The sequence below is a fragment of the Chryseobacterium sp. 22543 genome, from assembly GCF_052044565.1.
Taxonomy (GTDB): domain Bacteria; phylum Bacteroidota; class Bacteroidia; order Flavobacteriales; family Weeksellaceae; genus Chryseobacterium.
Genome location: NZ_JBQENH010000001.1, coordinates 1,175,667 through 1,200,341, shown reverse-complemented (window position 1 = coordinate 1,200,341; position 24,675 = coordinate 1,175,667). Strand labels below are relative to the sequence as shown.

Annotated in this window: 21 protein-coding genes; 10 read left to right on the top strand and 11 right to left on the bottom strand. The window is 35.4% G+C overall.

Annotation, left to right across the window (positions count from 1 at the left end):
• The first annotated feature begins 117 nt into the window (after nucleotides 1-117).
• Together ACTJIP_RS05360 and ACTJIP_RS05355 are read left to right on the top strand one after the other, a co-directional pair.
• Entirely contained in the window at nucleotides 118-3,021 is a 2,904-nt protein-coding gene (locus ACTJIP_RS05360) for an alpha/beta hydrolase family protein (protein ID WP_440704196.1), read from the top strand.
• Nucleotides 3,022-3,169: 148 nt separating this feature from the next.
• Complete coding sequence (locus tag ACTJIP_RS05355) at nucleotides 3,170-4,606, top strand: hypothetical protein (protein WP_440704195.1); 1,437 nt, start codon at nucleotides 3,170-3,172, stop codon at nucleotides 4,604-4,606.
• Between the two features lie 307 nt (nucleotides 4,607-4,913).
• Here the strand turns inward: ACTJIP_RS05355 and recA are convergent, their stop codons facing one another.
• A complete protein-coding gene (gene recA / locus ACTJIP_RS05350; RefSeq protein WP_077418994.1) occupies nucleotides 4,914-5,915 on the bottom strand; it encodes a recombinase RecA in 1,002 nt (333 codons plus the stop codon).
• A gap of 370 nt (nucleotides 5,916-6,285) precedes the next feature.
• On the opposite strand from recA, the gene ACTJIP_RS05345 reads away from it, so the two are divergent.
• Entirely contained in the window at nucleotides 6,286-7,497 is a 1,212-nt protein-coding gene (locus tag ACTJIP_RS05345) for a hypothetical protein (protein ID WP_440704194.1), read from the top strand.
• Nucleotides 7,498-7,591: 94 nt separating this feature from the next.
• Here the strand turns inward: ACTJIP_RS05345 and ACTJIP_RS05340 are convergent, their stop codons facing one another.
• Nucleotides 7,592-8,776: an oxygenase MpaB family protein gene (locus tag ACTJIP_RS05340; protein ID WP_180564553.1), complete on the bottom strand. Its 1,185-nt coding sequence runs from the start codon at nucleotides 8,774-8,776 to the stop codon at nucleotides 7,592-7,594.
• A gap of 59 nt (nucleotides 8,777-8,835) precedes the next feature.
• Nucleotides 8,836-9,177 carry a hypothetical protein gene (locus tag ACTJIP_RS05335; RefSeq protein ID WP_180564552.1) on the bottom strand — a complete coding sequence of 114 codons (342 nt, stop codon included), beginning with the start codon at nucleotides 9,175-9,177 and terminating at the stop codon, nucleotides 8,836-8,838.
• 140 nt (nucleotides 9,178-9,317) lie between these two features.
• Here ACTJIP_RS05335 and ACTJIP_RS05330 point away from each other — a divergent pair, with 140 nt between their 5' ends.
• The gene (locus tag ACTJIP_RS05330) at nucleotides 9,318-10,238 is read left to right on the top strand and encodes a hypothetical protein (protein WP_219071756.1); all 921 of its coding nucleotides are present in this window, start codon (nucleotides 9,318-9,320) and stop codon (nucleotides 10,236-10,238) included.
• Between the two features lie 100 nt (nucleotides 10,239-10,338).
• Here ACTJIP_RS05330 and gap read toward each other — a convergent pair whose 3' ends face one another.
• From gap to ACTJIP_RS05310, 4 genes are all read right to left on the bottom strand, one after another.
• The gene (gene gap / locus ACTJIP_RS05325; protein ID WP_047386314.1) at nucleotides 10,339-11,343 is read right to left on the bottom strand and encodes a type I glyceraldehyde-3-phosphate dehydrogenase; all 1,005 of its coding nucleotides are present in this window, start codon (nucleotides 11,341-11,343) and stop codon (nucleotides 10,339-10,341) included.
• A gap of 32 nt (nucleotides 11,344-11,375) precedes the next feature.
• Nucleotides 11,376-12,362 (bottom strand): 6-phosphofructokinase, encoded by a 987-nt coding sequence (gene pfkA / locus ACTJIP_RS05320; protein WP_149387061.1) that lies wholly within the window; start codon nucleotides 12,360-12,362, stop codon nucleotides 11,376-11,378.
• A gap of 83 nt (nucleotides 12,363-12,445) precedes the next feature.
• On the bottom strand, nucleotides 12,446-13,324 hold the full coding sequence (locus tag ACTJIP_RS05315; RefSeq protein WP_077418998.1) for a DUF4846 domain-containing protein: 879 nt from the start codon (nucleotides 13,322-13,324) through the stop codon (nucleotides 12,446-12,448).
• 71 nt (nucleotides 13,325-13,395) lie between these two features.
• The gene (locus ACTJIP_RS05310; protein WP_440704193.1) at nucleotides 13,396-13,737 is read right to left on the bottom strand and encodes a winged helix-turn-helix transcriptional regulator; all 342 of its coding nucleotides are present in this window, start codon (nucleotides 13,735-13,737) and stop codon (nucleotides 13,396-13,398) included.
• A 96-nt stretch (nucleotides 13,738-13,833) separates the two neighbouring features.
• Here ACTJIP_RS05310 and ACTJIP_RS05305 point away from each other — a divergent pair, with 96 nt between their 5' ends.
• Nucleotides 13,834-14,634, top strand: a complete 801-nt coding sequence (locus ACTJIP_RS05305; RefSeq protein WP_077419000.1) for a DNA alkylation repair protein — start codon at nucleotides 13,834-13,836, stop codon at nucleotides 14,632-14,634.
• A 400-nt stretch (nucleotides 14,635-15,034) separates the two neighbouring features.
• On the opposite strand, the gene ACTJIP_RS05300 is transcribed toward ACTJIP_RS05305, so the two are convergent.
• Together ACTJIP_RS05300 and ACTJIP_RS05295 are read right to left on the bottom strand one after the other, a co-directional pair.
• On the bottom strand, nucleotides 15,035-15,793 hold the full coding sequence (locus ACTJIP_RS05300; protein WP_428168708.1) for a TIGR03915 family putative DNA repair protein: 759 nt from the start codon (nucleotides 15,791-15,793) through the stop codon (nucleotides 15,035-15,037).
• A gap of 163 nt (nucleotides 15,794-15,956) precedes the next feature.
• The gene (locus tag ACTJIP_RS05295) at nucleotides 15,957-17,216 is read right to left on the bottom strand and encodes a putative DNA modification/repair radical SAM protein (RefSeq protein ID WP_077419002.1); all 1,260 of its coding nucleotides are present in this window, start codon (nucleotides 17,214-17,216) and stop codon (nucleotides 15,957-15,959) included.
• 156 nt (nucleotides 17,217-17,372) lie between these two features.
• Between ACTJIP_RS05295 and ACTJIP_RS05290 the strand changes: the two genes are divergently transcribed.
• The 5 genes from ACTJIP_RS05290 to sucC all read left to right on the top strand — a co-directional run bounded on the left by ACTJIP_RS05290 (nucleotide 17,373) and on the right by sucC (nucleotide 22,928).
• Entirely contained in the window at nucleotides 17,373-18,701 is a 1,329-nt protein-coding gene (locus ACTJIP_RS05290; RefSeq protein WP_077419003.1) for a hydroxymethylglutaryl-CoA reductase, degradative, read from the top strand.
• A gap of 166 nt (nucleotides 18,702-18,867) precedes the next feature.
• Nucleotides 18,868-19,938 (top strand): hypothetical protein, encoded by a 1,071-nt coding sequence (locus ACTJIP_RS05285; RefSeq protein ID WP_440704192.1) that lies wholly within the window; start codon nucleotides 18,868-18,870, stop codon nucleotides 19,936-19,938.
• Nucleotide 19,939: 1 nt separating this feature from the next.
• On the top strand, nucleotides 19,940-20,326 hold the full coding sequence (locus tag ACTJIP_RS05280) for a DUF423 domain-containing protein (protein WP_219071751.1): 387 nt from the start codon (nucleotides 19,940-19,942) through the stop codon (nucleotides 20,324-20,326).
• A 2-nt stretch (nucleotides 20,327-20,328) separates the two neighbouring features.
• On the top strand, nucleotides 20,329-21,606 hold the full coding sequence (locus tag ACTJIP_RS05275; RefSeq protein WP_077419005.1) for a chloride channel protein: 1,278 nt from the start codon (nucleotides 20,329-20,331) through the stop codon (nucleotides 21,604-21,606).
• Between the two features lie 131 nt (nucleotides 21,607-21,737).
• The gene (gene sucC, locus ACTJIP_RS05270; RefSeq protein WP_047386334.1) at nucleotides 21,738-22,928 is read left to right on the top strand and encodes an ADP-forming succinate--CoA ligase subunit beta; all 1,191 of its coding nucleotides are present in this window, start codon (nucleotides 21,738-21,740) and stop codon (nucleotides 22,926-22,928) included.
• Nucleotides 22,929-23,021: 93 nt separating this feature from the next.
• Here the strand turns inward: sucC and ACTJIP_RS05265 are convergent, their stop codons facing one another.
• Both ACTJIP_RS05265 and ACTJIP_RS05260 read right to left on the bottom strand, forming a co-directional pair.
• Nucleotides 23,022-23,612 (bottom strand): hypothetical protein, encoded by a 591-nt coding sequence (locus ACTJIP_RS05265; protein WP_440704191.1) that lies wholly within the window; start codon nucleotides 23,610-23,612, stop codon nucleotides 23,022-23,024.
• 114 nt (nucleotides 23,613-23,726) lie between these two features.
• Nucleotides 23,727-24,611, bottom strand: coding sequence for a mechanosensitive ion channel family protein (locus ACTJIP_RS05260; protein ID WP_077419007.1), 885 nt, complete (start codon nucleotides 24,609-24,611; stop codon nucleotides 23,727-23,729).
• Nucleotides 24,612-24,675: the final 64 nt, after the last annotated feature.

Below are 24,675 nucleotides of genomic sequence, written 5' to 3'. Positions count from 1 at the left end.
AAAAAAATACCATGCGGAAGAAAGTGACAGAATGGCATTTTTTCAACGTGAAACAGTCTTATCCTATAGATTTGTCAAAGAAATATCTTACTTTTAATTATTAAAAATTTTTTAAAGATGAAGTTGAAATGTACAGTTTTTATTCTGCTCATGGTGACCTGCTGGGTCTATGGACAGAAAAAGCCTTTAGACCATTCTGTTTATGACAGTTGGCAAAATATTGGGGCAAGAAAAATTTCCAATGACGGAAAATGGATTGCCTATTCTGTGGATGCTCAGGAAGGAAATTCTAGCCTTTCTTTATATTCCGTAAAAAATAAAATGACAAAGAAGTTTGCAAGAGGAACAAAAGTAGATTTTACGAATGATTCCAGATTTGCTGTTTTTCAGATCCGTCCGCAGTATAAAGATATAAAAGCGGTAAAAGATAAAAAGCTTAAAAAAAATAAATTAACAAAAGACAGCCTTGCAGTTGTTGATTTTTTAAATAATAAAACGGAGAAAATTCCTAATGTAAAATCTTTTAAAATTCCTGAAAAAGCTGGTTCCTACGTTGCTTATCTGCTGGAAAACACAAAAGATAAATCTTCAGACGATACTTCTGATAAAGAAGATGGGGATGATAATAAGGATGAAGATAAAAATGTAAAACCTTTGCAGCTGGTTGTGCGAAATCTTTTGGACGGGAAAACTACAGAATATGATAATGTAATCCGTTATGAATTCAGCAAAAATGGAAAACAGCTTGTTTTTGTGACTAAAAAACCGGAAGAAAAACCTAAAAAGGATAAAAAAGAAGGGAAGGATTCTGAAGATGAAAAATCTGCAGACAAGAAGGATAGCGACAAATCAAAGCCAAAGAAATTTGCATTTCAAACGGTACAGGTTGTAGATCTTCAAAAAGGGACTGTAACTAATATTTCAGAAATGGAAGGGGATTTTTCACAATTATCTTTTGATGAAGAGGGTAACCAGCTGGCATTTGTAGGAACTTCTTCTGCACAAAATGACCTGGTGAAATTGTATCAGCTGTATTACTTTAATTTTAAAGGAAATAAAAAAGAAACGGTCACCAATGAAAACTCACAGATGAAGAAGAATTGGGTGATTTCTGAAAACCGTTTACCCTTATTCAGTAAAAATGGAAAGCAGCTGTATTTCGGCGTTGCTCCAAAACCTATAGCAAAAGATACTGCGATGATTGCAAATGATCATGCGGTTGTAGATATCTGGAATTATAAAGATGATTATCTGCAAACAGTACAGCTAAAAGAATTGAAAAATGATCTGAAAAAATCTTATGCTGCGGTAATGCAGACGGAAAAACCGGACTTCTTTAGAAATATTGACGCTGAAGATCTGGATACATTACGATTGGTAAACGAAGGAAATGCTGAATTTGCATTGGGTATTACAAGTTTGAATAACCGTATTTCTTCGCAATGGGAAGGTGCAACAAAGAAAACGTATTTTCTGATTGATAATAAAACAGGTGAGAGAACGGAAATTATTCATAATCTGAATGGCTCGGTTGCTGTATCTCCACTTGGGAAATTCGTTGTGATTTTTGACAGAGAAAAAGGAAAATGGCTGAGTTATAATGTGAAAACAAAGCAAATACTGCCTTTAAGCAACGGATTACCTGTTTCCTTTGTGGATGAAGAGTTTGATATGCCGGATTTTCCAAATTCTTATGGCATCGCATCATGGACAAATAATGATGAATCTGTGATTATCAAAGACCGTTTTGATCTTTGGGAATTTTTCCTGAACGGTTCAAAAAAACCAAGAAATATCACTAACGGATTTGGTCGTAAAAATAAAATAACATTTGATACCTACGATCTGGATAAAGATATTAAAAGCTTAAACCGAAAATCTGTCATTTACTTATCAGCATTTGATAATACATCCAAAGCGAATGGGATTTTTAAAACATCTGTTCAGTCGAGTTCTGATCCGGTAAAAATCCAGATGGAAAATGTCTGGGGATATAGAAGCCTTCAAAAAGCGAAAAATGCAGAAGAATATATTGTAGTAAAAGAATCATACACTGATTCTCCGAATATTTTTTCAACATCAGATTTCTCAGAACAACAAAAGCTGAGTGATACCAATCCACAGCAAAGCCATTATAATTGGGGTACAGACGAATTGGTAAACTGGACAACACCAAAAGGAAATACATCTACAGGAGTTTTATACAAACCTGAAAATTTCGATCCGAATAAAAAATATCCTATGATTGTCTATTTCTATGAAAAACTTTCGGATAATCTGAACCGTTATGTAGCACCGGCTCCAACGCCTTCAAGATTGAATATTTCTTATTTCGTAAGCAACGGATATCTGGTTTTCACTCCTGATATTTCATATACCGATGGTCTTCCCGGAGAATCTGCAATGGAATACATTAATTCCGGTGTTGAAAAAGTAAAACAAAATTCCTGGGTAGATGGTACTAAAATCGGAATTCAGGGGCAAAGCTGGGGTGGTTATCAGGTAGCGTATCTTATTGCTCATACCAATATGTATGCAGCAGCATGGAGTGGTGCTCCTGTTGTAAACATGACGTCTGCATATGGCGGAATCCGATGGACATCGGGGATGAACAGGCAATTTCAGTATGAGAAATCGCAGAGTAGATTAGGGAAAAATCTATGGGAAGCTCCAGATCTTTATATTAAAAATTCACCGCTTTTTACCATTGATAAAGTACAAACTCCGGTTGTTATTATGAGTAATGATAAAGATGGAGCAGTGCCATGGTATCAGGGAATTGAGATGTTTACTGCGTTGCGTCGTCTCGGAAAACCGGTATGGCTTCTGAATTATAACGGTGATGATCACAACCTTGTAAAACGTCAGAACAGAAAGGATATCCAAATCCGTGAACAGCAGTTTTTTGATTACTATCTTAAAGGTGCTAAAGCTCCGGTCTGGATGACTAAAGGTATCCCGGCCACCCAAAAAGGAAAAGATTGGGGATTTGAGCTGACAGATGATAAGCCTAATAAATAAAAAACTCGGCGGAGCCTTTGGCTCCGCCGAGTTTTTTATTTTTCTCAGAAAAATATATCACAAAAGATAAACTGACACAATGGCATTTTTTTTATGATGAGCCTGTTGGACACTTTTATTATATTTACCGCCAATTATAAACAACAGTATGGGAATCTTTGATTTTTTTAAGAAGAAAAATAACAACCAGGAAAATATAAGTACTTTGGTTCAGGAAATAGAAATGCCAGAGGAAAAAGTAATAGAGGAAGTGGTGGAAGAAGTTGTAGAAACAATACCAGAAATCCCTTCATCACAAGTAGAAGAACCAAAAGTAAAAAATGATGAGTACGAAAAAATCAGGATTTATAACGATTATATAGTGTATTCTATAGCGCTTCAGTTAAGGGGCGAGTATACACCTATTTCTGCTTTTGAAAAAGAAAATGGTGAGGTAGAAGGCTTTGCGTATATGGTAACGGAAGATGCTTATGCACTTGCTCCACAACAGGCGATCGGGCAAATGGAAGAAAAGTTTGAAAACGAACTTCAGGAGGGTAAGATTAAGTCCTATATGATTTTATATCACTCTCAGTTTGATGATAATGATAATCATAATCCGGCGACAAAAGAGGATGAGTTCAAAGCGATTTCACTTTCCTATCATTTTGAAGGAGCTGATAAGGCAAAAACGGGACTTCCTTATGTTTTCGAAAACCAAAATGTCACTTATAAAGGTTTCGCATCGTTTTCTCACGAAGAAAACAATGAAATCATGAATCATCAGTTGGTGGATGGCAAAGATTATTTTCCAAATACAGAAGGAATTGCTGCTCCTGAGACCACTAACGAAGCAGGAATTATCATAAGAAAATCAAATATTCATAATCTTGTGAATACCTGGAGCGGGGTTTTTGGTCACGAGAATTTCCAGACTAAAGATTACGGTCAATATCTTACCACTGTTTTAATGCAGTCCACGGTTGCAGATCCTGATGGTGAAGATAAAAGCAAAACAGAATTTGAAGATGTAAGATTTAAAACCATTGTTACAGAGGAGCTTAGTACAATAATTCCGGAGGTAAAAACTAATTATGTTTTAGATTTTGAAACAAGATCAATCAGAGAGTGGGAAAATGCATTGAACTTACAGGCAATTGTAGCGGGTCCGGCCAGAGATACTTTTGGAGTTTGGTTTTTTGCTACAGATTATGCTGAAAATAGAAATACATACATGACTCAGCCTCATCTGAAGGTAAATATCAGTGGAATTGTTTTTATTCTTGATGTTCAAACAAACACTGATTTACCTGACGGGACTAAAATGAGTGAAGACTTCACAACCTATGCACCAAGCCAGGATCTTCCGAACTATGCATGTTTTGATTTTATTGCTCAGGTTGTAGACTATAAGGAAACAGAATTACTAGAAGATGGTACTGTTAAAGGATATATCCTGAAGTTAAAACTAATTACAAATGAAGAGAATGAAGATTTCTTCACTATCGATGCTTTCGTTAATAAGGAGAACATGAGATTTGAAACTCCAACAAAAGGAATGAAAGTGACTGGTGCACTTCAGCTTCAAGGTAAAATTGCTGAATAATTTTTTTTTAAATATAAAAGCTTAAAAAGAGGTTGACCTATTGGACAACCTCTTTTTATTTTGAATCTAAGAAAAGTTTTATTTAAACGCAAAGAATATGTAATTCAAATACTTTTTTTTAGGAAACAATGATGAGCGACTTTAAGTACTAAATAATACATTAGAAAGGATCAATGAAATTGATTCTGCCTTTGCTCCCTTTAAAATGTACAGTTTATAAATAAAAACTTTGTATTTAAAAAACGTAACCATTTAAAAACAAAAAAAGGCAATCCTAAGACTGCCTTTTCTATATTTTCCTGAAAAATTATTTATTTTTCATTTCCTCTTTGATCTTGTTTTCCAATTCCTCGGAAAGATCAGGATTGTCTTTTAATACATCTTTTACAGCATCACGTCCCTGACCAAGTTTAGTCTCTTCGTAGCTGAACCAAGAACCGCTTTTCTTCACAATTCCCATATCTACTGCTGTATCAAGGATCTCACCTACTTTAGAAACTCCTTCACCATACATGATATCGAATTCTGCCTGCTTGAAAGGAGGTGCTACTTTGTTTTTCACAATCTTTACTTTCACACGGCTACCGATAGCTTCGTCACCTTGTTTGATAGGTGCACTGGCTTTTCTGATATCAATTCTTACAGAAGCATAGAACTTAAGAGCGTTACCTCCGGTAGTTGTCTCAGGGTTTCCGAACATTACCCCGATCTTTTCTCTCAACTGGTTGATGAAGATCACTGTACATTTCGTTCTTGAAATAGTAGCCGTAAGCTTTCTTAATGCCTGAGACATCAATCTTGCATGAAGACCCATTTTAGAATCTCCCATTTCACCTTCGATCTCAGCTTTTGGTGTAAGAGCTGCAACAGAGTCAATCACAACGATATCAATAGCTCCTGAACGGATAAGGTTATCGGCAATTTCTAAAGCTTGCTCACCATTGTCCGGCTGAGAAATGATCAGGTTCTCCAAATCAATTCCTAATTTAGCAGCATATGTTCTGTCAAAAGCGTGCTCTGCATCAATAAATGCAGCAATACCACCTGCTTTTTGAGCTTCAGCAATAGCATGAAGGGTCAATGTTGTTTTACCTGAAGACTCAGGACCGTATATTTCAATGATTCTTCCTTTTGGATATCCACCTATACCTAATGCGATATCTACTCCTAAAGAACCGGAAGGAATTACTTCTATTGTATTGTCTATAGATTGATCACCTAAAGTCATTACAGTTCCCTTTCCGTATGTTTTATCTAATTTGTCAAGCACTAAAGCGAGTGCTTTTTTCTTATCATCAATGTTACTCATCGCTATTAAAATAATTTCTCAAAAATACATAATTTAAATATCAAAAACTAATATTATTTGTCCCTGAAAACTGTTTTTAGAGTTAAAAAATGATAAAATTTTATAAGTGATATCATTCATAACGAGATAGATGTGGGGTGTGAAGGTATGGGATGTTTTAAAAAAAAATAAGTTGATAAAGTGATCATTGTAAGAAAAAGACAAGAGGGTTAAAGCTACTGTTGGTTGGGGGATTTCTGTGAGATGTAGTCTTCATTGCTTATTAAATTAGTCTATTACAACATTTTTTATGTTGATCAGCACGAATGTCTTTTTATCCATTCATATAAAAAAATGCTTATCTTAAAAAATTGTTTTTAAAGATTATTCTATGAACAGAAAATTAAAACGATTCCTGATCAAATCTTTTGCTGTATTAGCGGTGATGCATCTCGCTTACTTTATCTATGGCTATATAAAGTTTGAAGGTCTGCAAAAAATTGATATTTATACAGAGTTTTACAGATTCAAATTTTATGATGATGTTTCCATTTCTCACTTTTTTGTAACCAGTTTTTTTTTGTTTTTCTTTTTTGTTTTTCTCCTTAGAAATCATTCCCCAAAGAGAAATGAACCTTTAAATATTTGGAGAATGGGCATTATATTGTTATTTATATCTTTTTTATCCCTCACTTTTTTCCTCAGTTATAGTTTTGGGTTAAATGCAAAGCTACGAACTGAATTGCCTGAAAAGAATCTTAATAAGGACAAAACGCTACTGAACGTCTTACAGCCTTTTTTATACAACTATACTTCCTACAGTTCCGAAAAGCTATTTAATCCCAAAAATATTTTATACCCCAAACCTTATCCAGTAGTTGAACTGAGGGATACGGTATATTATGAGCCGGGTAATAATAAGGATTATTTCTCAACAGAATCCAGGTATTATAGTATTGATACCTTGAGAATCCTGAGTGCTGATTATAAAAAATTAAGCAATAAATCGAAATCGGTGCTTGATATTCTGGGGCTTGATGCCGAGAAGCTGGGAAAAAGATTAATTTCTAAAAAAGAGATGGGGGACAGTACTGAAATTCTATTTCAAGGAATCGAAGTACATCCTCAATATGATGAGAAAATGTGTATTTTCCTTGAAAATAAAAGCTTGTTTTCTTCATTGCATAATATCCCTGAACGGAAGCAGGAGTATGAAAATGCCGTCAAAAGATACAATTTGCTTTATAAAGATAATCAGGATTCGCTGCTAAACTCGTTGAAGAGACTGGATGTTCTTTTAAAAAAATACAATATAGAAACACAGATAATTCCGAAACAGCTAACAAAAGATGTCTTTTATTACAGAGATCATCAGCAGGAGCCTCTGAATGAAATACGAAATACTTACGAAAGAAATAGGTTAAAAGAAAAATTTGAAACCCTTGACCGATTGTTCTACAAACCGAATTATCTTCATCCCTCCATTACAATTATTTTTATAGGGGTTGTCATTGGTGTCTGGATCATCTTACTTTTATTGTACTTGATCTGGAGTGTAAGAAACAGAAAGCTTATTACAGGAAACGTAAAGGAAAAAGAATAAATATAATATTGCCTCTTTTTCAATGAAATGGAGAGGCTCTCAATTTTTATTTTAAATAACTTCCAGCTTTTGATTTCCTTCAAAAATAAAGTTTTTAATGAAAATTTGAATTTTTGGTGATATTCAGGTAATCTTCCAGTACTTTCATCTGATCCTTATTTCCTCTTTTTATTCTGGCATCGCGACTTACGATTCTGTCATAAATCTTGTTGAAAAGTATCTTTGATTTTGGAAACAGGTTTTTGTTGGAAACTTCCGGGATCTGCAGTCTTTTGCAGACTTCATCATCCAGCAGAAACCAGGTACAGCAAACGTGGAGATATTTTAAATTTTTCCTTTGGAACTCAAATTTTAAAATAGGATTTTCCAAAGATTCATTCAGCAGAGAGTGGGCAAGGAGTACAGAATCTTTATCGGAAGGAGGCTGAACAGATGTCCATAAGTAAAAATATTCAGTAGCTTGCTTTTTGTTGTCAGGGAGAAGCTGTTCCGGAATGCCTAAAAGATAGCCTACATATTTCCACAGGTGAAAAATTCCCTGTTCTTCTTCAATGGAAAAACTATTTCCCAATTTTTGAAGACTGTGAAGAAAGACAAGACTAAAACCAATATACGTTGCCATCATATCCCAGGAGTTGATTGGCTCACCCCAGTTTTCGGTATCCCAGTCTTTATAATGTTTTTTTATGGAAAGTCTCGCATAAGAATGGATCAAACGGGTTTTTATAGCAAATTCATACCCTTTTGCATGAACTTCCAATGCATTATAGCGCGTAGCGTTTACCCAGAAATCCAATGTTTCCGAAAGACGTTTTACCGCACCCTTTTTTAATGCTTCTGTGACAATAAGGGGTTTGTTGAGGTAAGCGTAGTCGTAACCGCCGATCAGACAATAATCCCTCAACGAGATCAGGGAGTCTAGATTGCTTCTCATGCAGAGTTCAGCACCGCTTTTGAGTAAATTGTAATCAAGCCATTCCGGGACTTTTTGAGTTTGGGTGAAAAGCTTTTTTACACTTTCAGGAACAGAATCTGTTTCCGAAACTCCATTTCTGATGTATTGCTCAATTTCTCTGGATGCCTCATGAAATTTTTTAGTAAAATACACATCTCTTACAACCTCATCACCGACCTCATCAACATGATGAAAAAAAGGAGCGAATTTCTCGAATTTTTCAAAACTCACTTCTGCTCCGGAAAACTCAATAAGCAGTTTTCCGTTCCCACTTTCCCAGAAATTTCTGAAATGAGGAGCATCTTTATATCGTGGTTGTATCATGTTCATTCCTTTACCTATAAAAGTACAAGTTTTATGCTGAAGTTTTATGGTGAGATTTGTCAGGCTTCGATAAAGATTTTAGAGATATCCCCATTCAAAAGTTCCATGACAAACTCAATGTCATCGGGATGGGTGAGGTCTATGATTTCTTTCAGGTGTACAGGATACTTATGGAGTCCGTGTATTTTCAGAATGTCTTCATGATGATTGCAGATGGGGCTGTCTGCGAAATTAATAACATAATAATAGAACTTTCCCGGCACGAAGATTTCTCCGATAAGGTGCTCAATAGCAGGAACGGGCAGGGCTCTGTTATCATTCTGTAAAATTTCAGGACAGTCATTCCATACTTTGGTGAGGGGATGCGGTTTTTTTGCATGAGTCAAATGTTTTTTCTCCATTGGTTGGTGTTTTCTTAAAAATAATAAAATTATGTTGAAAAATCACCCTTTTGTGGTATTTCGTGTGGTAGGTAAGTGTTGTAGCTTTAAATAAAACTAATGACCACTTCAAAAATTTTAATCTAAAAAAATAAATAACCATGAAAACAAAAATTTTATTATTGTTCCTGCTCGGATGGGTTGGGATAGTGTTTGGGCAGGAAAAAATTAATAAAAATAAAATTGATGAAAAATCGCAATTTATTTTTGATTACTTGACAACGACAAAAGGAGTTGATTGTACTAAAGATGGAATAAAACTAGAAGGTATAGAAGAATTAAATATGCCTACAAATGCAATTTTTACAATTGAAAAAGAAAATGATGATGGTAGTTTTGTTATAAAATTTTCAATATGGAAATCAAAAGATCACTTAGAAGATAATCTGACGTATTATTATAAACAAGTTGGGAAAAATACTAAAATATTAGACGCAATTAAAACAGAAGAATTTGATTTAAAAACTGGAAAAGCTGTTAAAAAAAATATTGTAGATAGTGAATCAAATGTTATAAATGTAACAGAAAGATTCTTTTTAGTAAAAAAAGATGATTTATTACTAAATGGATCGGTTTATAATCTTCCAAAATATGAATTTGTATTTGGAACCATTTCTTATTTAGCAAGAATTAGGCCTTCTGTAAAAGATATTCCCAGTTATTGGTCTACTGATTTAAATTTGGGATTTGCTTATGGTATAAAAAGGAATTTTAATAAGAATTGGGGAATTGCAGCTTTAGGAGGGATTTCATTTAGCAAAGCGAAAATTGATTCATTATCTACTTCACCATCAATTGATAAAAGCATTGAAAAAATTTCACTATCCCCAACTTTGAATATTTTATGTAATTACAAAAATTTTTTCATAGGGATTGGTGCTGGTTTTGATTGGATTAATTTAGATGACGAGGAATCTAAAAAATGGGTTTATAATAAAAAAATATTTTATGCTATAGGAATTGGAATGAATTTATTTTCTAGTAGTACAAGCGATACACCAAAAGCAACAAATTCTCCATAAGTCTTTATTATAGAGTAATTATTTAAAAATACTAATTGTACTATAACACAAAAAACCTTCCCATCGGGAAGGTTTTATATTACTTATTGTTTATCGCTTATTATAAAGAAGCAGCGTGTACAAGCATATCTACTAACTTGTTAGAGTAACCCATTTCGTTGTCATACCAAGAAACAAGTTTCACGAAGTTTGGAGAAAGCATGATACCAGCATCTTTGTCGAAGATAGAAGTTCTCTTATCTCCTACGAAGTCCTGAGATACTACAGCATCTTCAGTATATCCAAGGATACCTTTCAATTCACCTTCAGAAGCAGCTTTGATTACTGAACAGATGTCTTCATAAGAAGCAGCTTTTTCAATTCTCACTGTTAAATCTACTACAGAAACGTCAACAGTTGGTACTCTGAAAGACATACCTGTTAATTTTCCGTTTAGTGAAGGAATTACTTTTCCTACTGCTTTAGCAGCACCTGTAGAAGAAGGGATGATGTTGTTTAGAGCAGCTCTACCACCTCTCCAGTCTTTTACTGAAGGACCGTCAACAGTTTTCTGAGTAGCTGTTGTAGCATGTACAGTTGTCATTAAACCTTCAACGATTCCGAAGTTATCGTGGATTACTTTAGCTAAAGGAGCTAAACAGTTTGTAGTACAAGAAGCGTTTGATAAAATTTTGATATCATCAGTAAGTTCCTTGTGGTTTACACCCATTACGAACATTGGAGTATCATCTTTAGAAGGAGCAGAAAGGATTACTTTCTTTGCACCTGCATTGATGTGAGCCTGAGCAGTATCTTTAGATAAGAAAAGACCTGTAGATTCTACGATATAGTCAGCACCAATTTCATTCCACTTTAGGTTGTTAGGATCTCTTTCAGCAGTTACTCTGATTCTTTTCCCGTTTACTACAAGATCATTTCCTTCTACAGAAACTTCACCTGGGAAAATACCGTGTACAGAGTCATATTTTAACATGTAAGCCATGTATTCTGCATTAATAAGGTCATTGATTCCTACAACTTCAATGTTGTCTCTTTCAGTCATTGCTCTGAAAACAAGACGTCCAATTCTACCAAAACCGTTGATACCTACTTTAATTGTTGACATAATAGTTTGTTTTTATTAGATTATAAAAATAATTAGATTGCTAAAATTTTTGAAATCAGTAAAAGATCTTCATTGATTTCGTTATGTTTTTTAATGGCTTCTTCAATAGGCGTATACGTCAGATCGTTGGAACGCATTCCTGCCATTACATTGCTTTGTCCTTCCATTAATCCTGTTACAGCACCATAGCCTAATCTGCTTGCCAAAACTCTGTCTGCACAGCTTGGAGAACCTCCTCTTTGCATGTGTCCCAAAATTGCTACACGAATGTCATAATCAGGGAATGTCTGTTTTGTTTTTTCGGCAAGTTCATACACATTGGCTAGTTTTTCACCTTCTGCAACCACCACAATGCTTGATGCTTTTCCTGTTTTTTCTGCATCTCTGAATTTCGCGAAAAGTTCATCAATACTGTCTTTTTTCTCAGGAATTAAAATATCTAAAGCTCCCGTTGCCAATCCACTGTTTAACGCAATAAAACCAGCATCACGACCCATAACTTCTACAAAGAAAACTCTGTTGTGAGAAGTTGCAGTATCACGGATTTTATCAATGGCATCCATGGCAGTATTCAAAGCAGTGTCGTATCCGATGGTATTATCTGTTCCGAAAATATCGTTGTCGATCGTTCCCGGGATACCGATTACTCTGATTCCGAATTCTTCATTAAAGATTTTTGCACCGGTGAAAGTTCCGTCTCCACCAATACAAACCAATCCGTCTATTCCAAGCTTTACGCAATTGTCATAAGCTTTCTGACGGCCTTCTTTTGTTCTGAATTCAGCGGATCTGGCAGACTTTAGAATTGTTCCACCTTGGTTGATTATATTTTTTACGGAACGGGCTCCCATTTTCAGGAAATCATTGTTGATAAGACCGTTGTAGCCTTCTCTCACCCCGTAGCATTCGATATTATAGTAATTGGCGGTTCTTACTACCGCTCTTAACGCCGCATTCATACCCGGAGAGTCACCTCCTGAAGTAAGAACTGCAATTTTTTTTACAGCACTCTCTTTCATCAAGAAAAAAATTTCGAACACAAATTTACAAAAACAAGTTCAGATTATCGTAGTAACTTTCCAATAGTTTTGAATATAAATTATTAAAAGCTTCTGAAGTTTGTAGGTTTAAAAAAATATCGTGCAGTTTTAGTTTCCTGAGCATCGATATCCAGGTCATACCAGGGTGTAAAATAGGGGTTAAAAGGATTGGAGAGTACATGAATAGATTGTGCCGGTGTAAATCCTTCACTCAATAAAAACAATCTTTTCCCTTCCTTATTGCGGCAGACACCGGAAATAAAAACAATATGTCCCGGACTTCCCGGTGTGATCAGAATATCTCCGGTTTTAAGATCTGAATTTTTTGTTACAGGTTTTGTTTCTTTATGTAATGAAATCGTTCCCGCATAATTAAAGATCAGATCCAGATAATTTCTGAAACTCTGATAAGAGTCATCAAAAGCCGCAGCTTTTCTGAAGCTGACCGAATTTCCACTGACAAATGCTCTCGTCCCGTTTTTGTAGTCATTCCAGCTGAGAAGATCACCACTGGTAAAATGAAATCTGATCGCGTCAAATTTTTTCGATTTATAAAGATATTCAGCCCTCATACGGATTGCCGCATCAGCACATTGCTGCAAGTCTTTATTTCCTGTATCAATATCAAAAACGGCTTCATGAAGATGCTGGGTAGAAATAGGAGTTCCGTCATATTTTAAAATTTGACTGGCATAAGGTTTCAGCTTAAAATTTTCAATAAAATATCCGAAAGAATCCGGTTTTTCTTCACTCCATTCATAGCCTTCAGGAGGAGAAAATCTTTCACGGATGGTATTTTTATCCTTATGGATTTTTAAAGCATTTTCTGCGATTAAATGTTCGTTCTTATCCGGTTCAGGCAGTAAGCGGTCTGATAACTTTTCTTTTGTACAGCCTGTGAGAAGTAAAAATCCTGTGATTCCAGTGATAATCTTTTTCATGTGTTTTTAGTGAACACAAATATCATTTTTTTTCGCAGATCTGCCAATACATAATCTGAAAATCTGTTAGTTTAATGGCCTTTTTTCTCCGGAATCAACAATTTTCCCCAATCATTCAATTGCCAGAGGATTTCCACCAGCTTTTCGCCAAGTTCTGTTAAAGTGTATTCAACCTTTGGGGAAAGTTCATTATAAGACTGTTTCGTTAGAATACCGTCTTCTACCATCCCCATCAATTGCTGATTCAAAACTCTTCGGTCCACTTTAGCGATACCGCGCAGAAATTCACTCGGACGTTTTTTTCCTTCATTGATCTGCCACACAATAGGAATTTTCCATTTTCCACTGATGGTATTAACGGCTACTTCCAACGGACAAATTTTATTTTCTTCAACTCTTTCCTTTGTTTCCATAAAATTGACTTTTTTATCCCTATGGGTGAAAAATATACGGTATTGCTTTTGTCCGGTTAGTTTCAGACTTTTGTAAAGATAATCATTAAAAACAGCATGTCAGAAAAACGAAAAGGGGCCCGTTCCATTAAAGATATTCCACCGGATATTCTGGAACAGCTGAATCGGGGAGAAATTGAAACCGCCAATCTTACAGAATGGCTTGCAGTAGATCAAAGGCTCTTGTTGGAAAATTTACTTCAGCAGAATAACCGGATTGACTATTTAAAACCTGTTTTAGAAAATGTAGATCAACTGAAAAAGCAAACTGTCAACACTGTTAAGGAAGCTATTGGAGTTGAGCTTTTAAATTTAACCATGAGAAATAATGATGACGAATTTTTGTTTGGACTCTCCACACATCCGGCAGATCTCGTACGTTGCTGGGCAGCTTATACCATTGGAAGAAACAATGACTTGAAACTTAAAGAAAAATTAAAAAGCATCCAGTCTTTCGCTTCTGATTCCCATTTTGGAGTGAGAGAGATCTGCTGGATGACTGTGCGTTCGGATATCTCAAAAAACCTTGATGAAAGTATATCTATTTTATCAGAATGGACTCAGCATAACAATGAAAATGTAAGACGTTTTGCCAGTGAATCTACCCGGCCGAGAGGAGTCTGGTGTGAACATATTGATGCTCTAAAACAAAATCCGGGACTAGGCCTTGAAATTTTAGAACCTTTACGATCAGATTCATCCCGATACGTACAGGATAGTGTCGGCAATTGGCTTAATGATGCCAGCAAATCACAACCTGAGTTTGTAGTGGAAATCTGTGATGAATGGCTTCGGGAAAGTTTCACAAAAGAAACCCAGTACATCGTAAAGAAAGCCTTGCGGACTATCAAAAAGTAAAAGTTATCCACAAATTAGAAATGTTGATTCGTTTTTTAATACGTAGGTCACAGATTTACATAGGTTTATATACTCTTTTTATATTCCTTTTCTTCTTTGGGAATAACTTTGTTTACTCAATTTTCACATAAAAATTGATGTTGAAATATTTTCAATGTTAACTATATGTTAATTGAAAAAAGTTATCCACAATATGAGTTTTCGATTAATGTGGATTCTATCTGTCACTAAATTAATAATTTAAATAAAATTAAAAAATGAAGACTTGAAATACAGTCTTTTCTTTGTTGGAAAAAAAAGTTATCCACAATATGGAATTATTGAGTTTGATTTGAGCTCATATGATAAGGATTCAAGATAAACTTATCTGTAAAAATTGCATTATCTGCTGCCGATTATGTTACCATTTTTCAGTCAAATATTTCCAGTATCTTTTCGGAACATGCTGAATATGCAGTTTCATATTCTTTCGTTCCACAATATTGGTTTTTGTAAAATAACGCTGCCAAAGAGTTTGGTAATTTTTCTCTTCATCATTTAATTTCTGTTGATATTGGCTGAAATTCAATTTTTCATCAGGATAAAAAAAGTCACAGGTATCCAGATCATAAAGAATTCCGTAGTTTCTTCTCAGATCATAGATCATCCATTTCTGATCCAGATACCGGTCATTAAAATGTTTTCGGATTAACGGAAGAACATTGAAGTCGGGATCTATTTTAGAGAAGAAAACATCATCTTTCATCTTTTCAAAGCGGACAAAAGCTGTCATTCTATGTCTTTCCCTGTCTACAGATTTCCCGATTTTAGAAATTTTTAAAATATCAGAATCTGCAAAATTTTCAAGAATATTTTCTTCCGGATGCTTGATAGATTGCCTTACAGTAGATAAGATTAGGTTTTCAAGATCGGGTTCCTCTGATAAAAAAACTTTTAAAAGCTTATGGACGCCCACTTTCCCGATATTCTGTTCCAATTTGTTGAGAACCCGCTCAGATTTTTCCGTTTGAGTAATAACTTCATGAATTTCCGCAAAAATATTTTCCTGATGAAAACGCTCTCTACTGGCAATTTCTACCTCTTTATAACGATATTCGAAAACTTCAAATATCGCGGTGAAAAGACCATCGAAACTTCCATCATAGAGTAGGGTTGTCATATATTTAGCTTAAAATTAAATTTAGTTGGCTTGTCATTCTGAACGATATAAAATGAAGTAAAGAATCTGGTTACTGAAGAACTCTTCCTTCGTCAGAATGACAACAATGTTTATTATAAATTTGTGGCCTTTCGTGAAAATATTTGTGTGATTTGTGTTGAAATCAAAATAAACTTAACTGTTGTGAGAATTGATTGTGAAACTTTGATGAGCTTCCACCTATCAACAGTTTTCTGAAGTTTTTATCTGTTAAATACCTTAAGTATGCGTTACCTGCATTGAAATCAATAAAATATTTTGCACGGTTGACAGCTGCTCCTAATTTTTTTAATTGATCCATGGTTAAAATCTGAAAACGTCTTGCACTGATGATTTTTTGAGCCGTTTTTACTCCAATTCCCGGAATTCTTAAGATAATTTGGTAGTCGGCAGTCTGAAGGTTAACAGGAAACTGGTCCAGATTCCGCAATGCCCAGCTTAATTTTGGATCTACTTCCAGGTCGAGAAAAGGAATATTCGGATCTAAAATCTCTTCTGCTTTAAAACCATAAAATCTCATCAGCCAGTCAGACTGATACAATCGGTTTTCACGAAGCATAGGAACTTCGGTTGTTAAAGAAGGTAACCGCTGATCTTCCAGAACCGGAACATATCCTGAATAATAAACCCTTTTCAGATTAAAATTTTTATAAAAATGATCGGCAACTTTAATGATCTGGAGGTCGTTTTCATTGGTTGCTCCTACAATCATCTGGGTAGACTGCCCTGCAGGAGCAAATTTGGGAACTTTCTTTAAGACTTTCTTTTCATCCTGATATTGGGTAATTCCTTTCTGAATATACCGCATTGGGTTGATCATATCTTGTCTGTTCTTTTCAGGAGCCAATAGCTTTAATCCACTTTCTGTAGGGATTTCAATGTTTACTGATAAACGATCTGCGTACAGAGCCGCTTCCTGCATCAGATCATCACTCGCTCCAGGAATAGATTTCAGATGAATATAACCGTTAAAGTTTTCTTCGAGGCGCAGCTTTTTGGCTACTCTCACCAGACGTTCCATTGTTGTGTCTGCATTTTTGAATATTCCTGAACTCAGAAATAGACCTTCAATATAGTTTCTGCGATAAAAATTGATCGTAAGATCTACAACTTCTTCTACTGTAAAAGCTGCTCTTTTGATATCATTTGAACTTCTGGAAACACAGTACGCACAATCATAAATACAATGATTGGTCAGGAGAACTTTAAGAAGAGAAACACATCGTCCGTCTTCCGTATAAGTGTGGCAGATTCCACTTGCGGAACTGTCTCCTAAAGCTCCTTTTTTATTCTTTCTGGAGCCACCGCTGGATGAACATGAAACATCATATTTCGCTGCATCAGCAAGGATTTCCAGTTTTTCTTTAAGACGGTCAAAATTCATATTTTTAAATGATTGATATGTTTTGTATCTGAATTGTATTTAAATTTTGTTCAAATTTAGTTCCAAAATTGATAAAAGTCAATCTTTTTTCATAGAAGTTATCAACAAAAAAGAGCCTCAAAATCATTATATTTACGGCTCATTAAAGTTTATATCATGAATCATAAACCAATCGAAGGTTTTTCCAAGCTTCCAAAGCAGGGGAAAATCGACTGGCTCGTAAACGAATATCTTGAAGGAAACCAGGAATATCAAAATATATTAAAACAATATTGGAATGATGATGCAGATCTTCAGAAGCTTCACGATGAGTTTTCTGAAAATACCATCTCCAATTTTTATATGCCTTACGGAATTGCTCCGAACTTTTTGATCGACGGAAAATTGTTGGCACTTCCAATGGCTGTTGAAGAAAGTTCAGTAGTAGCGGCCGCTTCCAAAGCTGCGAAATTCTGGATCGATAAAGGAGGTTTTAAAACAACGATTATCAACACTGAAAAACTGGGCCACACCCATTTTATTTTTGATGTTGAACCTCACAAATTACTGCATTTCTTTAATTTCAGTTTAAAGAAAAAATTACTTGAAGCGACAGAAGATATCACGGCGAACATGAGAAGACGCGGTGGTGGTATTTTAAATATCAGTCTGGTGGATAAAACTGCAGAAATGCCTAATTACTACCAGCTGAAAGCAAGTTTTGATACCGTGGATTCAATGGGAGCTAACTTTATCAACTCATGTCTTGAGCAGTTTGGGAAAACTTTGAGACAGGAAGTGGCAACCAGCGAGGACTTCACTCAGGAAGAAAAGAATTCACTGCAGATTGTGATGAATATCCTTTCCAACTTTACGCCTGACTGTATCGTGAGAGCTGAGGTTTCCTGTAAAATGGAAGATTTAAAAGATGACAGCGGAATTTCTCCTGAAGAATTCGCTTCTAAATTCAAACAGGCAGTCACTATCGCAGAAATTGAACCTTACCGTGCAACAACTCACAATAAAGGAGTAATGAATGGGGTAGATGCTGTTGTAATCGCTACCGGAAATGATTTCAGAGCAACAGAAGCCTGTGCACACGCCTATGCTGCAAGAGATGGGCAATACAGATCTTTGACACACTGTACAACAGACAACGGAGTATTCAGATTCTGGATTGATCTTCCTATTTCTGTAGGAGTTGTAGGAGGACTTACGAATCTTCACCCTTTGGTAAAATTCTCGTTAGCACTTCTTGGAAAACCTTCTGCACAGGAACTGATGAGTATTCTGGCAGTTTCAGGTCTTGCACAGAACTTTGGGGCATTGCGTTCTCTGGTAACTACAGGAATTCAGAAAGGTCATATGAAAATGCACTTATTGAATATTCTGAACCAGTTGGGAGCTACGGAAGAAGAAAAGCAGCACTTTGTAACGTATTTCAAAGATAAGACAGTGAGCCACCATGAGGTGATCAATGAATTTAACAGAATGAGAGGAAACTAATGTTACAGATCATTTTGCCCATTGTATTCCTTCTTTTTGGGTTATTTTTAAAGAAAACAAATCATGAAGGTTTCAGAAGCTCCAAGAGATTTGCCAATATGTTTATCATACTGGGAATTTCTACATTGGTTGCTAAGTTTATTCTAATGTACCTAAAATCGAAATAGTGAAAAAAAGTATTGTATTTTTCTTACTGATTTCCGGGTTAAGTTTTTCACAACAGCAAAAAGTGAAAATAAGTAATCTGCGGCCAAAAACTGAAAACGCTGTTTTTCCGGTTGTTTCTTATCCTGAAAATCCGAGAGTAGAAAATAAAATCAATACATTTCTGCAGGTAGATCAGCTGGAATATGTTCCCGGATCTGGCAGTAATCCTTTTAAACTGGCTTCTACAGCAACAAATTCCTATTCAAACTATGTTTATTTTTATAGTTGGGATAAGATTGAGACTCCTAAAAATATTCTGAGTATTGCAATAGATGGTGAAGCTTCGGGAGCGTATCCGGAAGAGTTTACAGACTGGAAAAATTTCGACCTGAGAACCGGAAACTATATCAACCCTGAAGATTTATTTCAAGCAGAGAGCTTTAAAACCATCAATGGTTTAATTCAAAAGAGAATTCAAAAAAGAGTTGGTGATTTTTTAAACCAACTGAAATCTGAAAAAAATCCTTCGGAAGAAACTCAGGATCAAATTGCTCTGTATGAAGATTGTTTCATGGAGTATACTTTGAACGGTATCAAATATTTTTTCGGAAAGGATAAACTTACTTTTGTAGCAGGTAGATGTTCTAATCATGCGATGAGGGCATTGGATGATCTGGGAAGCCACGAAATAGAATTTACTTATAAAGAGCTTGACAAATATTGGAGTTCCTATGCAAAAAACTTGATTTCCGGTTCTGAAAAACTTAACAAAACAAGTCCTGGCAATAAATTGTTTAAAGGAAAAATTGATGGTAAATATCCCATTACAGTTCTGATTAACGGAATCAATGAGGATGATTCGTTTTCAGCAATGTACTGGTATGATAAGAATAAAAAACCTATCAATTGGAGAGGAGAATTTATCCATGATCATTTTTCCATTACAGAAGATGATTATCATAGCGAGGAACTGAAGGAATGGATTCCAAGAGCTTTGATAGAAGCCGATTTGAAAGGAAATAAAATCATAGGAACTTGGCAAGATTATAAGACAAAGAAATATTTAACCTTAGAATTAGAAGAGTTATAAAATGAAAACAATTACTTTAGTTTTTGGAGCGGTTTACGGAATGGTGTCTGTGATCCTGGGGGCATTTGGAGCGCACGCTTTAAAGAAAATATTAGCTGTGGAAAGACTGGAAAGTTTTGAAACAGGAGTAAGGTATCAGATGTATGCAGCCTTTTTTCTGCTGATCATCGGGTATATCTTAAAATTTGAAACTTCTGCTGAAAAATGGACTGCCATTTTAATGATTGCAGGAACATTGTTGTTCTCAGTGAGTATCTATTTCCTGAGTATGCAGGATTATTTGGGAATGAACCTTAAATTCTTAGGACCTATCACTCCGCTTGGAGGTCTGATGATGATCTTAAGTTGGGGAATGCTTATCTTTTATTTTGCTAAAAACAGAATTTAAGAATGAAAATTAACAGAAGAAGACGGTTAATAAAAACATTCAATCTCTTAGATCAACCCATCAGATTCAATCCGTTTGTATTCAGCCGTACTTTTTTTATGTGGGCTGTTACAGGCCTTGTAGGTGGTATTATTGCCGGAGGATATTGGATCGTATTGGAACATTTCACTGAATTCCTGGCCGAATTTCAAGGCTGGCAAGTGATTCCGACAATGGCAATCTGCGGGTTATTGGCTGGGTTAGTGATTCATTTTATCGGTGATCCGGGAGAAATTCATTTGATCGTTAATAACATCAGATTCAATAAGGGAAAACTGGAGCCTAAGAACAATCCATCAATGATCCTTTCATCTTTATTTTGTGTAGCATCAGGAGGAAGTTTAGGGCCTGAAGCGCCTTTGGTACAGGTCACCGGATCTACGGGAACCTGGCTGGGGAAAATTTTCAGATTGAAAGGCGAAGAGCTGCGTTCTTTGAGTATTGCCGGGATGGCTTCTGGTTTTACCGCATTATTTGGAGCTCCGCTTGGAGGAAGTCTTTTTTCCCTGGAAATACTGCATCATAAACATGCGGTAGAATATTATAAAGCCATTATTCCTGCGTTGGTAGCAAGCTGTTTCAGTTATCTGATGTTTGCTTTGATTATCCATTTAGGAATCGGGGCAACCTGGGATCTGAAAGCGTATCATTATACAGGAGTATATGATTTTCTATATGCTGCACTGTTCGGAATTGTGGGAACATTTTTTGGATGGATTTTCATTTTTGTAGTCAAATTTTTCAAGAAAGTTTTCGAATACAGAGCGTTCCCAATATATATTAAAACATTAGTAGGAGGAATTATTTTAGGAATCATTGCCTATAATTTCCCTATTACAAGATACTTTGGACATAACGAGATCAATCAGCTGATCGGTGGCAATTTCGGATTGAATTTTTTAATCCTGATTTTGGTTTTTAAAATACTGGCTATTGCCATTACGGTAACTTCAGGATGGAGAGGAGGATTTATCATTCCGCTGTTCTTTGTAGGAACAACATTAGGACTCATTATTCATAATTTATTTCCAGGTGTAGATACCACATTAGCGATTGTAAGCTGCATGGCAGCAATCAATGCGTGTGTAACAAGAACACCGATGAGTACTACCATTATCTTAGGAACACTTACCGGGTTTACCTATTTTGTACCAATATTATTTGCGAGTCTTACAGGATATTTTCTGGCTCCAAGAATTCCGTTCATCGGATCACAATCTGAGAAATTAGTGGAAGAATAAAGGAAATTTGAATGATATGTTAAAAATCAAGTCGATCAGACTTTAATTTTTAAGTCAATAAACTTGAACTTCCATGTCTTTTTAGTAAATTTGTCAACCTTTAAATATTAAAATAAAATAATAAAAATAATATGAATCTTCACGAGTATCAATCAAAAGAGATTTTATCAAAGTATGGAGTAGCTATCCAACGTGGTTTCGTTGCAAACAACGTAGAAGAAGCTGTAGCAGCTGCTGAAAAATTGACTGCTGAAACCGGAGCACAGGCTTGGGTTGTAAAAGCGCAGATTCACGCAGGTGGTCGTGGTAAAGGTGGGGGTGTTAAGTTTTCTCCAAACATGGATAAACTTAAAGAGAACGCTCAGAATATCATCGGAATGCAGTTGGTAACTCCTCAAACTTCTGCTGAAGGTAAAAAAGTACACTCTGTTTTGGTTGCAGAAGATGTTTATTATCCAGGAGAATCTGAAACTAAAGAATTTTATGTTTCTATTCTTTTAGATAGAGCTGAAGGAAAAAATACAATCGTATATTCTACTGAAGGTGGTATGGATATTGAGCACGTTGCAGAAGTAACTCCTCATTTGATCCACAATGAACTTATTGATCCGGCTATCGGTCTTCAAGGATTCCAGGCTAGAAAAATTGCTTTCAACCTAGGTCTTGAAGGAAATGCATTCAAAGAATTTGTGAAATTTATTTCATCTCTTTACAATGCTTATACAGGAATTGATGCTTCTCTTTTCGAAATCAACCCGGTATTAAAAACTTCTGATAACAAGATTATCGCTGTAGATGCTAAAGTAACTTTAGATGACAACTCATTGTTCCGTCACAAAGATTTAGCTGAACTTAGAGATACAAGAGAAGAAGATCCAATGGATGTAGAAGCTGGTGAAGCTGGTCTTAACTTCGTAAAACTAGATGGTAACGTTGCTTGTATGGTAAACGGAGCTGGTCTTGCAATGGCAACTATGGATATCATCAAATTATCAGGTGGTAACCCTGCTAACTTCCTTGACGTAGGAGGTACTGCTGATGCTCAGAGAGTACAGACTGCTTTCGGAATCATCTTAAGAGATCCAAACGTAAAAGCTATTTTGATCAACATCTTCGGAGGTATTGTAAGATGTGACAGAGTTGCTCAGGGAGTTGTAGATGCTTACAAAGCTATGGGTAGCCTTCCGGTTCCATTGATCGTAAGATTACAAGGGACTAACGCTGTAGAAGCTAAAAAATTAATTGACGAGTCTGGTCTTCCGGTACACTCTGCAATTACTTTAGAAGAAGCTGCAAACAAAGTAAAAGAAGTTTTAGCTTAATCTGAAACTTTCAAATAAATAGAAAACCGTTCCAAAAATGGAACGGTTTTTTTTGTTATTATTTTAAGTGTTGAACATTAAAATAATATGATTTTATTTCTTGAATTCTTCCAGCCAGTAAAGATCCAGAACATTGGGTGCAATTTTTAAATCCGGCCTGAAAATCAATATTCCTTTTACAAAATTTTTGAGTAACAGATTCCCATTTGTAATCACTATATCAATATTTAAATTGACAGTTTTTCGGGTGGCTTTCTTTAATGCGGGCTCAAAGAGATGAATGCATAAACTAGGAGCAGATTCATCATACTCAGTCAATAACACATCATATTTCCCCGATTCCGGATTTGAATGAAGCTCAGCATAGGTTATGGAATATAAAATGTCCCGGTTGCAGTAATGGTGAATTCCTTTTTCATCAACAATAATATGGGTAGTTGTATTTTTGGAATTTTTCTGAAAAAGCATCCAGACGCAAAAACTTAGGATTGCCATAAAAAGGACAATTAAAACAATCTTTATTTCTACAGAGATTTCTTTTGCATTTATTACCATTACAGCCATTATTATAACGGATGAAGGGGTCAAAATTAAAAAAGATCCGCCAATCATCTTAATCAATAAAGCAAGCCCTTTTGAAGTTTTTGATTCAATAGGTAGGAATGAATTGGATTGTGATGACATTATTTTGTGGATTAAGATCTTATATAAAAGTAAGAAATTATGTAATAACAATTTGGATCCAAAAACGAAGGGAGTATATACCTTAATTAAACCGGTGAATTAATATGAAAACATTTATTTATCCTGGTTTTCATGTAAATTATTCTCCCCATTGGTAATACTGATGCTTGTAGGCGTTACCAGCTGAACTTTATCCACATCAAAACGCTCTTTAATCCCTAAATAAGCCTTACTTCTTACCTGAGCCAGGTTAGCACCCACTTTTATCCAGAACTTCACCTGAAGATTAAATGCACCTTGTTTCAGGTCTGTAAAGATGACTTCTATGGTGTCTAGCTTATCCACATTGTCAAGGTTTTTAATCACATCCAGAATTCCTTTCTGTGCTATACTGATATCTTCATCAGCTGGAATTTCAAAATTTAAAATAATCCTGCGCTGTGGGGAAGCAGTAATATTATAAAACGGCGCATTGAAAACAACCTGATTGGGAATATAAGCTTTCTTTCCATCATCAGTAAGAATTTTGGTCGTTAAAAACCCGATTTCCTGTACCGTTCCTGAATGTGCTCCAATGGTAATATAATCACCTACTTTATATGCTTTGTCAATTCCAATCAGCATTCCGGAGAAAATACTGGATACAAGATCTTTCAGGGCAACCCCTGCAATAACCCCTGCAACTCCCAGACTTCCGATAAACTTCCAGAGAAAGCCACTGAAACCCATTATTTCAAGGGCAATAAAAGTTCCCATCAGCATGATCAGGAATCTGAAGATACTGATTAAAGTAACTAATGAACTCTCTTTTTTGCTCTTCGGGAAGAATTTGTGGAAGAGTTTTACGGCTATCTGGCTTAAATATTTACTGGTAATCAGGAAAAATGTAAAGACTAAAATTCCGACAATAAGTTTGGGGGTAAGCTCAGCAAATGTCACATACCAGTTTTCCAATACTTTATAAACAAGATCTACATACCTGAGTCCGGTCTTCTCCATGAATAAAATTTTAATTAAAGATATAAATTTTCATCCAAAAATTTGCCAGTTCCAAAAAGTCTAC

Coding starts and splice junctions, on each gene's coding strand:
- ACTJIP_RS05360 (WP_440704196.1), top strand. CDS start 118: ATGAAGTTGAAATGTACAGTTTTTATTCTGCTCATGGTGACCTGCTGG.
- ACTJIP_RS05355 (WP_440704195.1), top strand. CDS start 3,170: ATGGGAATCTTTGATTTTTTTAAGAAGAAAAATAACAACCAGGAAAAT.
- recA (WP_077418994.1), bottom strand. CDS start 5,915: ATGAGTAACATTGATGATAAGAAAAAAGCACTCGCTTTAGTGCTTGAC.
- ACTJIP_RS05345 (WP_440704194.1), top strand. CDS start 6,286: ATGAACAGAAAATTAAAACGATTCCTGATCAAATCTTTTGCTGTATTA.
- ACTJIP_RS05340 (WP_180564553.1), bottom strand. CDS start 8,776: ATGATACAACCACGATATAAAGATGCTCCTCATTTCAGAAATTTCTGG.
- ACTJIP_RS05335 (WP_180564552.1), bottom strand. CDS start 9,177: ATGGAGAAAAAACATTTGACTCATGCAAAAAAACCGCATCCCCTCACC.
- ACTJIP_RS05330 (WP_219071756.1), top strand. CDS start 9,318: ATGAAAACAAAAATTTTATTATTGTTCCTGCTCGGATGGGTTGGGATA.
- gap (WP_047386314.1), bottom strand. CDS start 11,343: ATGTCAACAATTAAAGTAGGTATCAACGGTTTTGGTAGAATTGGACGT.
- pfkA (WP_149387061.1), bottom strand. CDS start 12,362: ATGAAAGAGAGTGCTGTAAAAAAAATTGCAGTTCTTACTTCAGGAGGT.
- ACTJIP_RS05315 (WP_077418998.1), bottom strand. CDS start 13,324: ATGAAAAAGATTATCACTGGAATCACAGGATTTTTACTTCTCACAGGC.
- ACTJIP_RS05310 (WP_440704193.1), bottom strand. CDS start 13,737: ATGGAAACAAAGGAAAGAGTTGAAGAAAATAAAATTTGTCCGTTGGAA.
- ACTJIP_RS05305 (WP_077419000.1), top strand. CDS start 13,834: ATGTCAGAAAAACGAAAAGGGGCCCGTTCCATTAAAGATATTCCACCG.
- ACTJIP_RS05300 (WP_428168708.1), bottom strand. CDS start 15,793: ATGACAACCCTACTCTATGATGGAAGTTTCGATGGTCTTTTCACCGCG.
- ACTJIP_RS05295 (WP_077419002.1), bottom strand. CDS start 17,216: ATGAATTTTGACCGTCTTAAAGAAAAACTGGAAATCCTTGCTGATGCA.
- ACTJIP_RS05290 (WP_077419003.1), top strand. CDS start 17,373: ATGAATCATAAACCAATCGAAGGTTTTTCCAAGCTTCCAAAGCAGGGG.
- ACTJIP_RS05280 (WP_219071751.1), top strand. CDS start 19,940: ATGAAAACAATTACTTTAGTTTTTGGAGCGGTTTACGGAATGGTGTCT.
- ACTJIP_RS05275 (WP_077419005.1), top strand. CDS start 20,329: ATGAAAATTAACAGAAGAAGACGGTTAATAAAAACATTCAATCTCTTA.
- sucC (WP_047386334.1), top strand. CDS start 21,738: ATGAATCTTCACGAGTATCAATCAAAAGAGATTTTATCAAAGTATGGA.
- ACTJIP_RS05265 (WP_440704191.1), bottom strand. CDS start 23,612: ATGTCATCACAATCCAATTCATTCCTACCTATTGAATCAAAAACTTCA.
- ACTJIP_RS05260 (WP_077419007.1), bottom strand. CDS start 24,611: ATGGAGAAGACCGGACTCAGGTATGTAGATCTTGTTTATAAAGTATTG.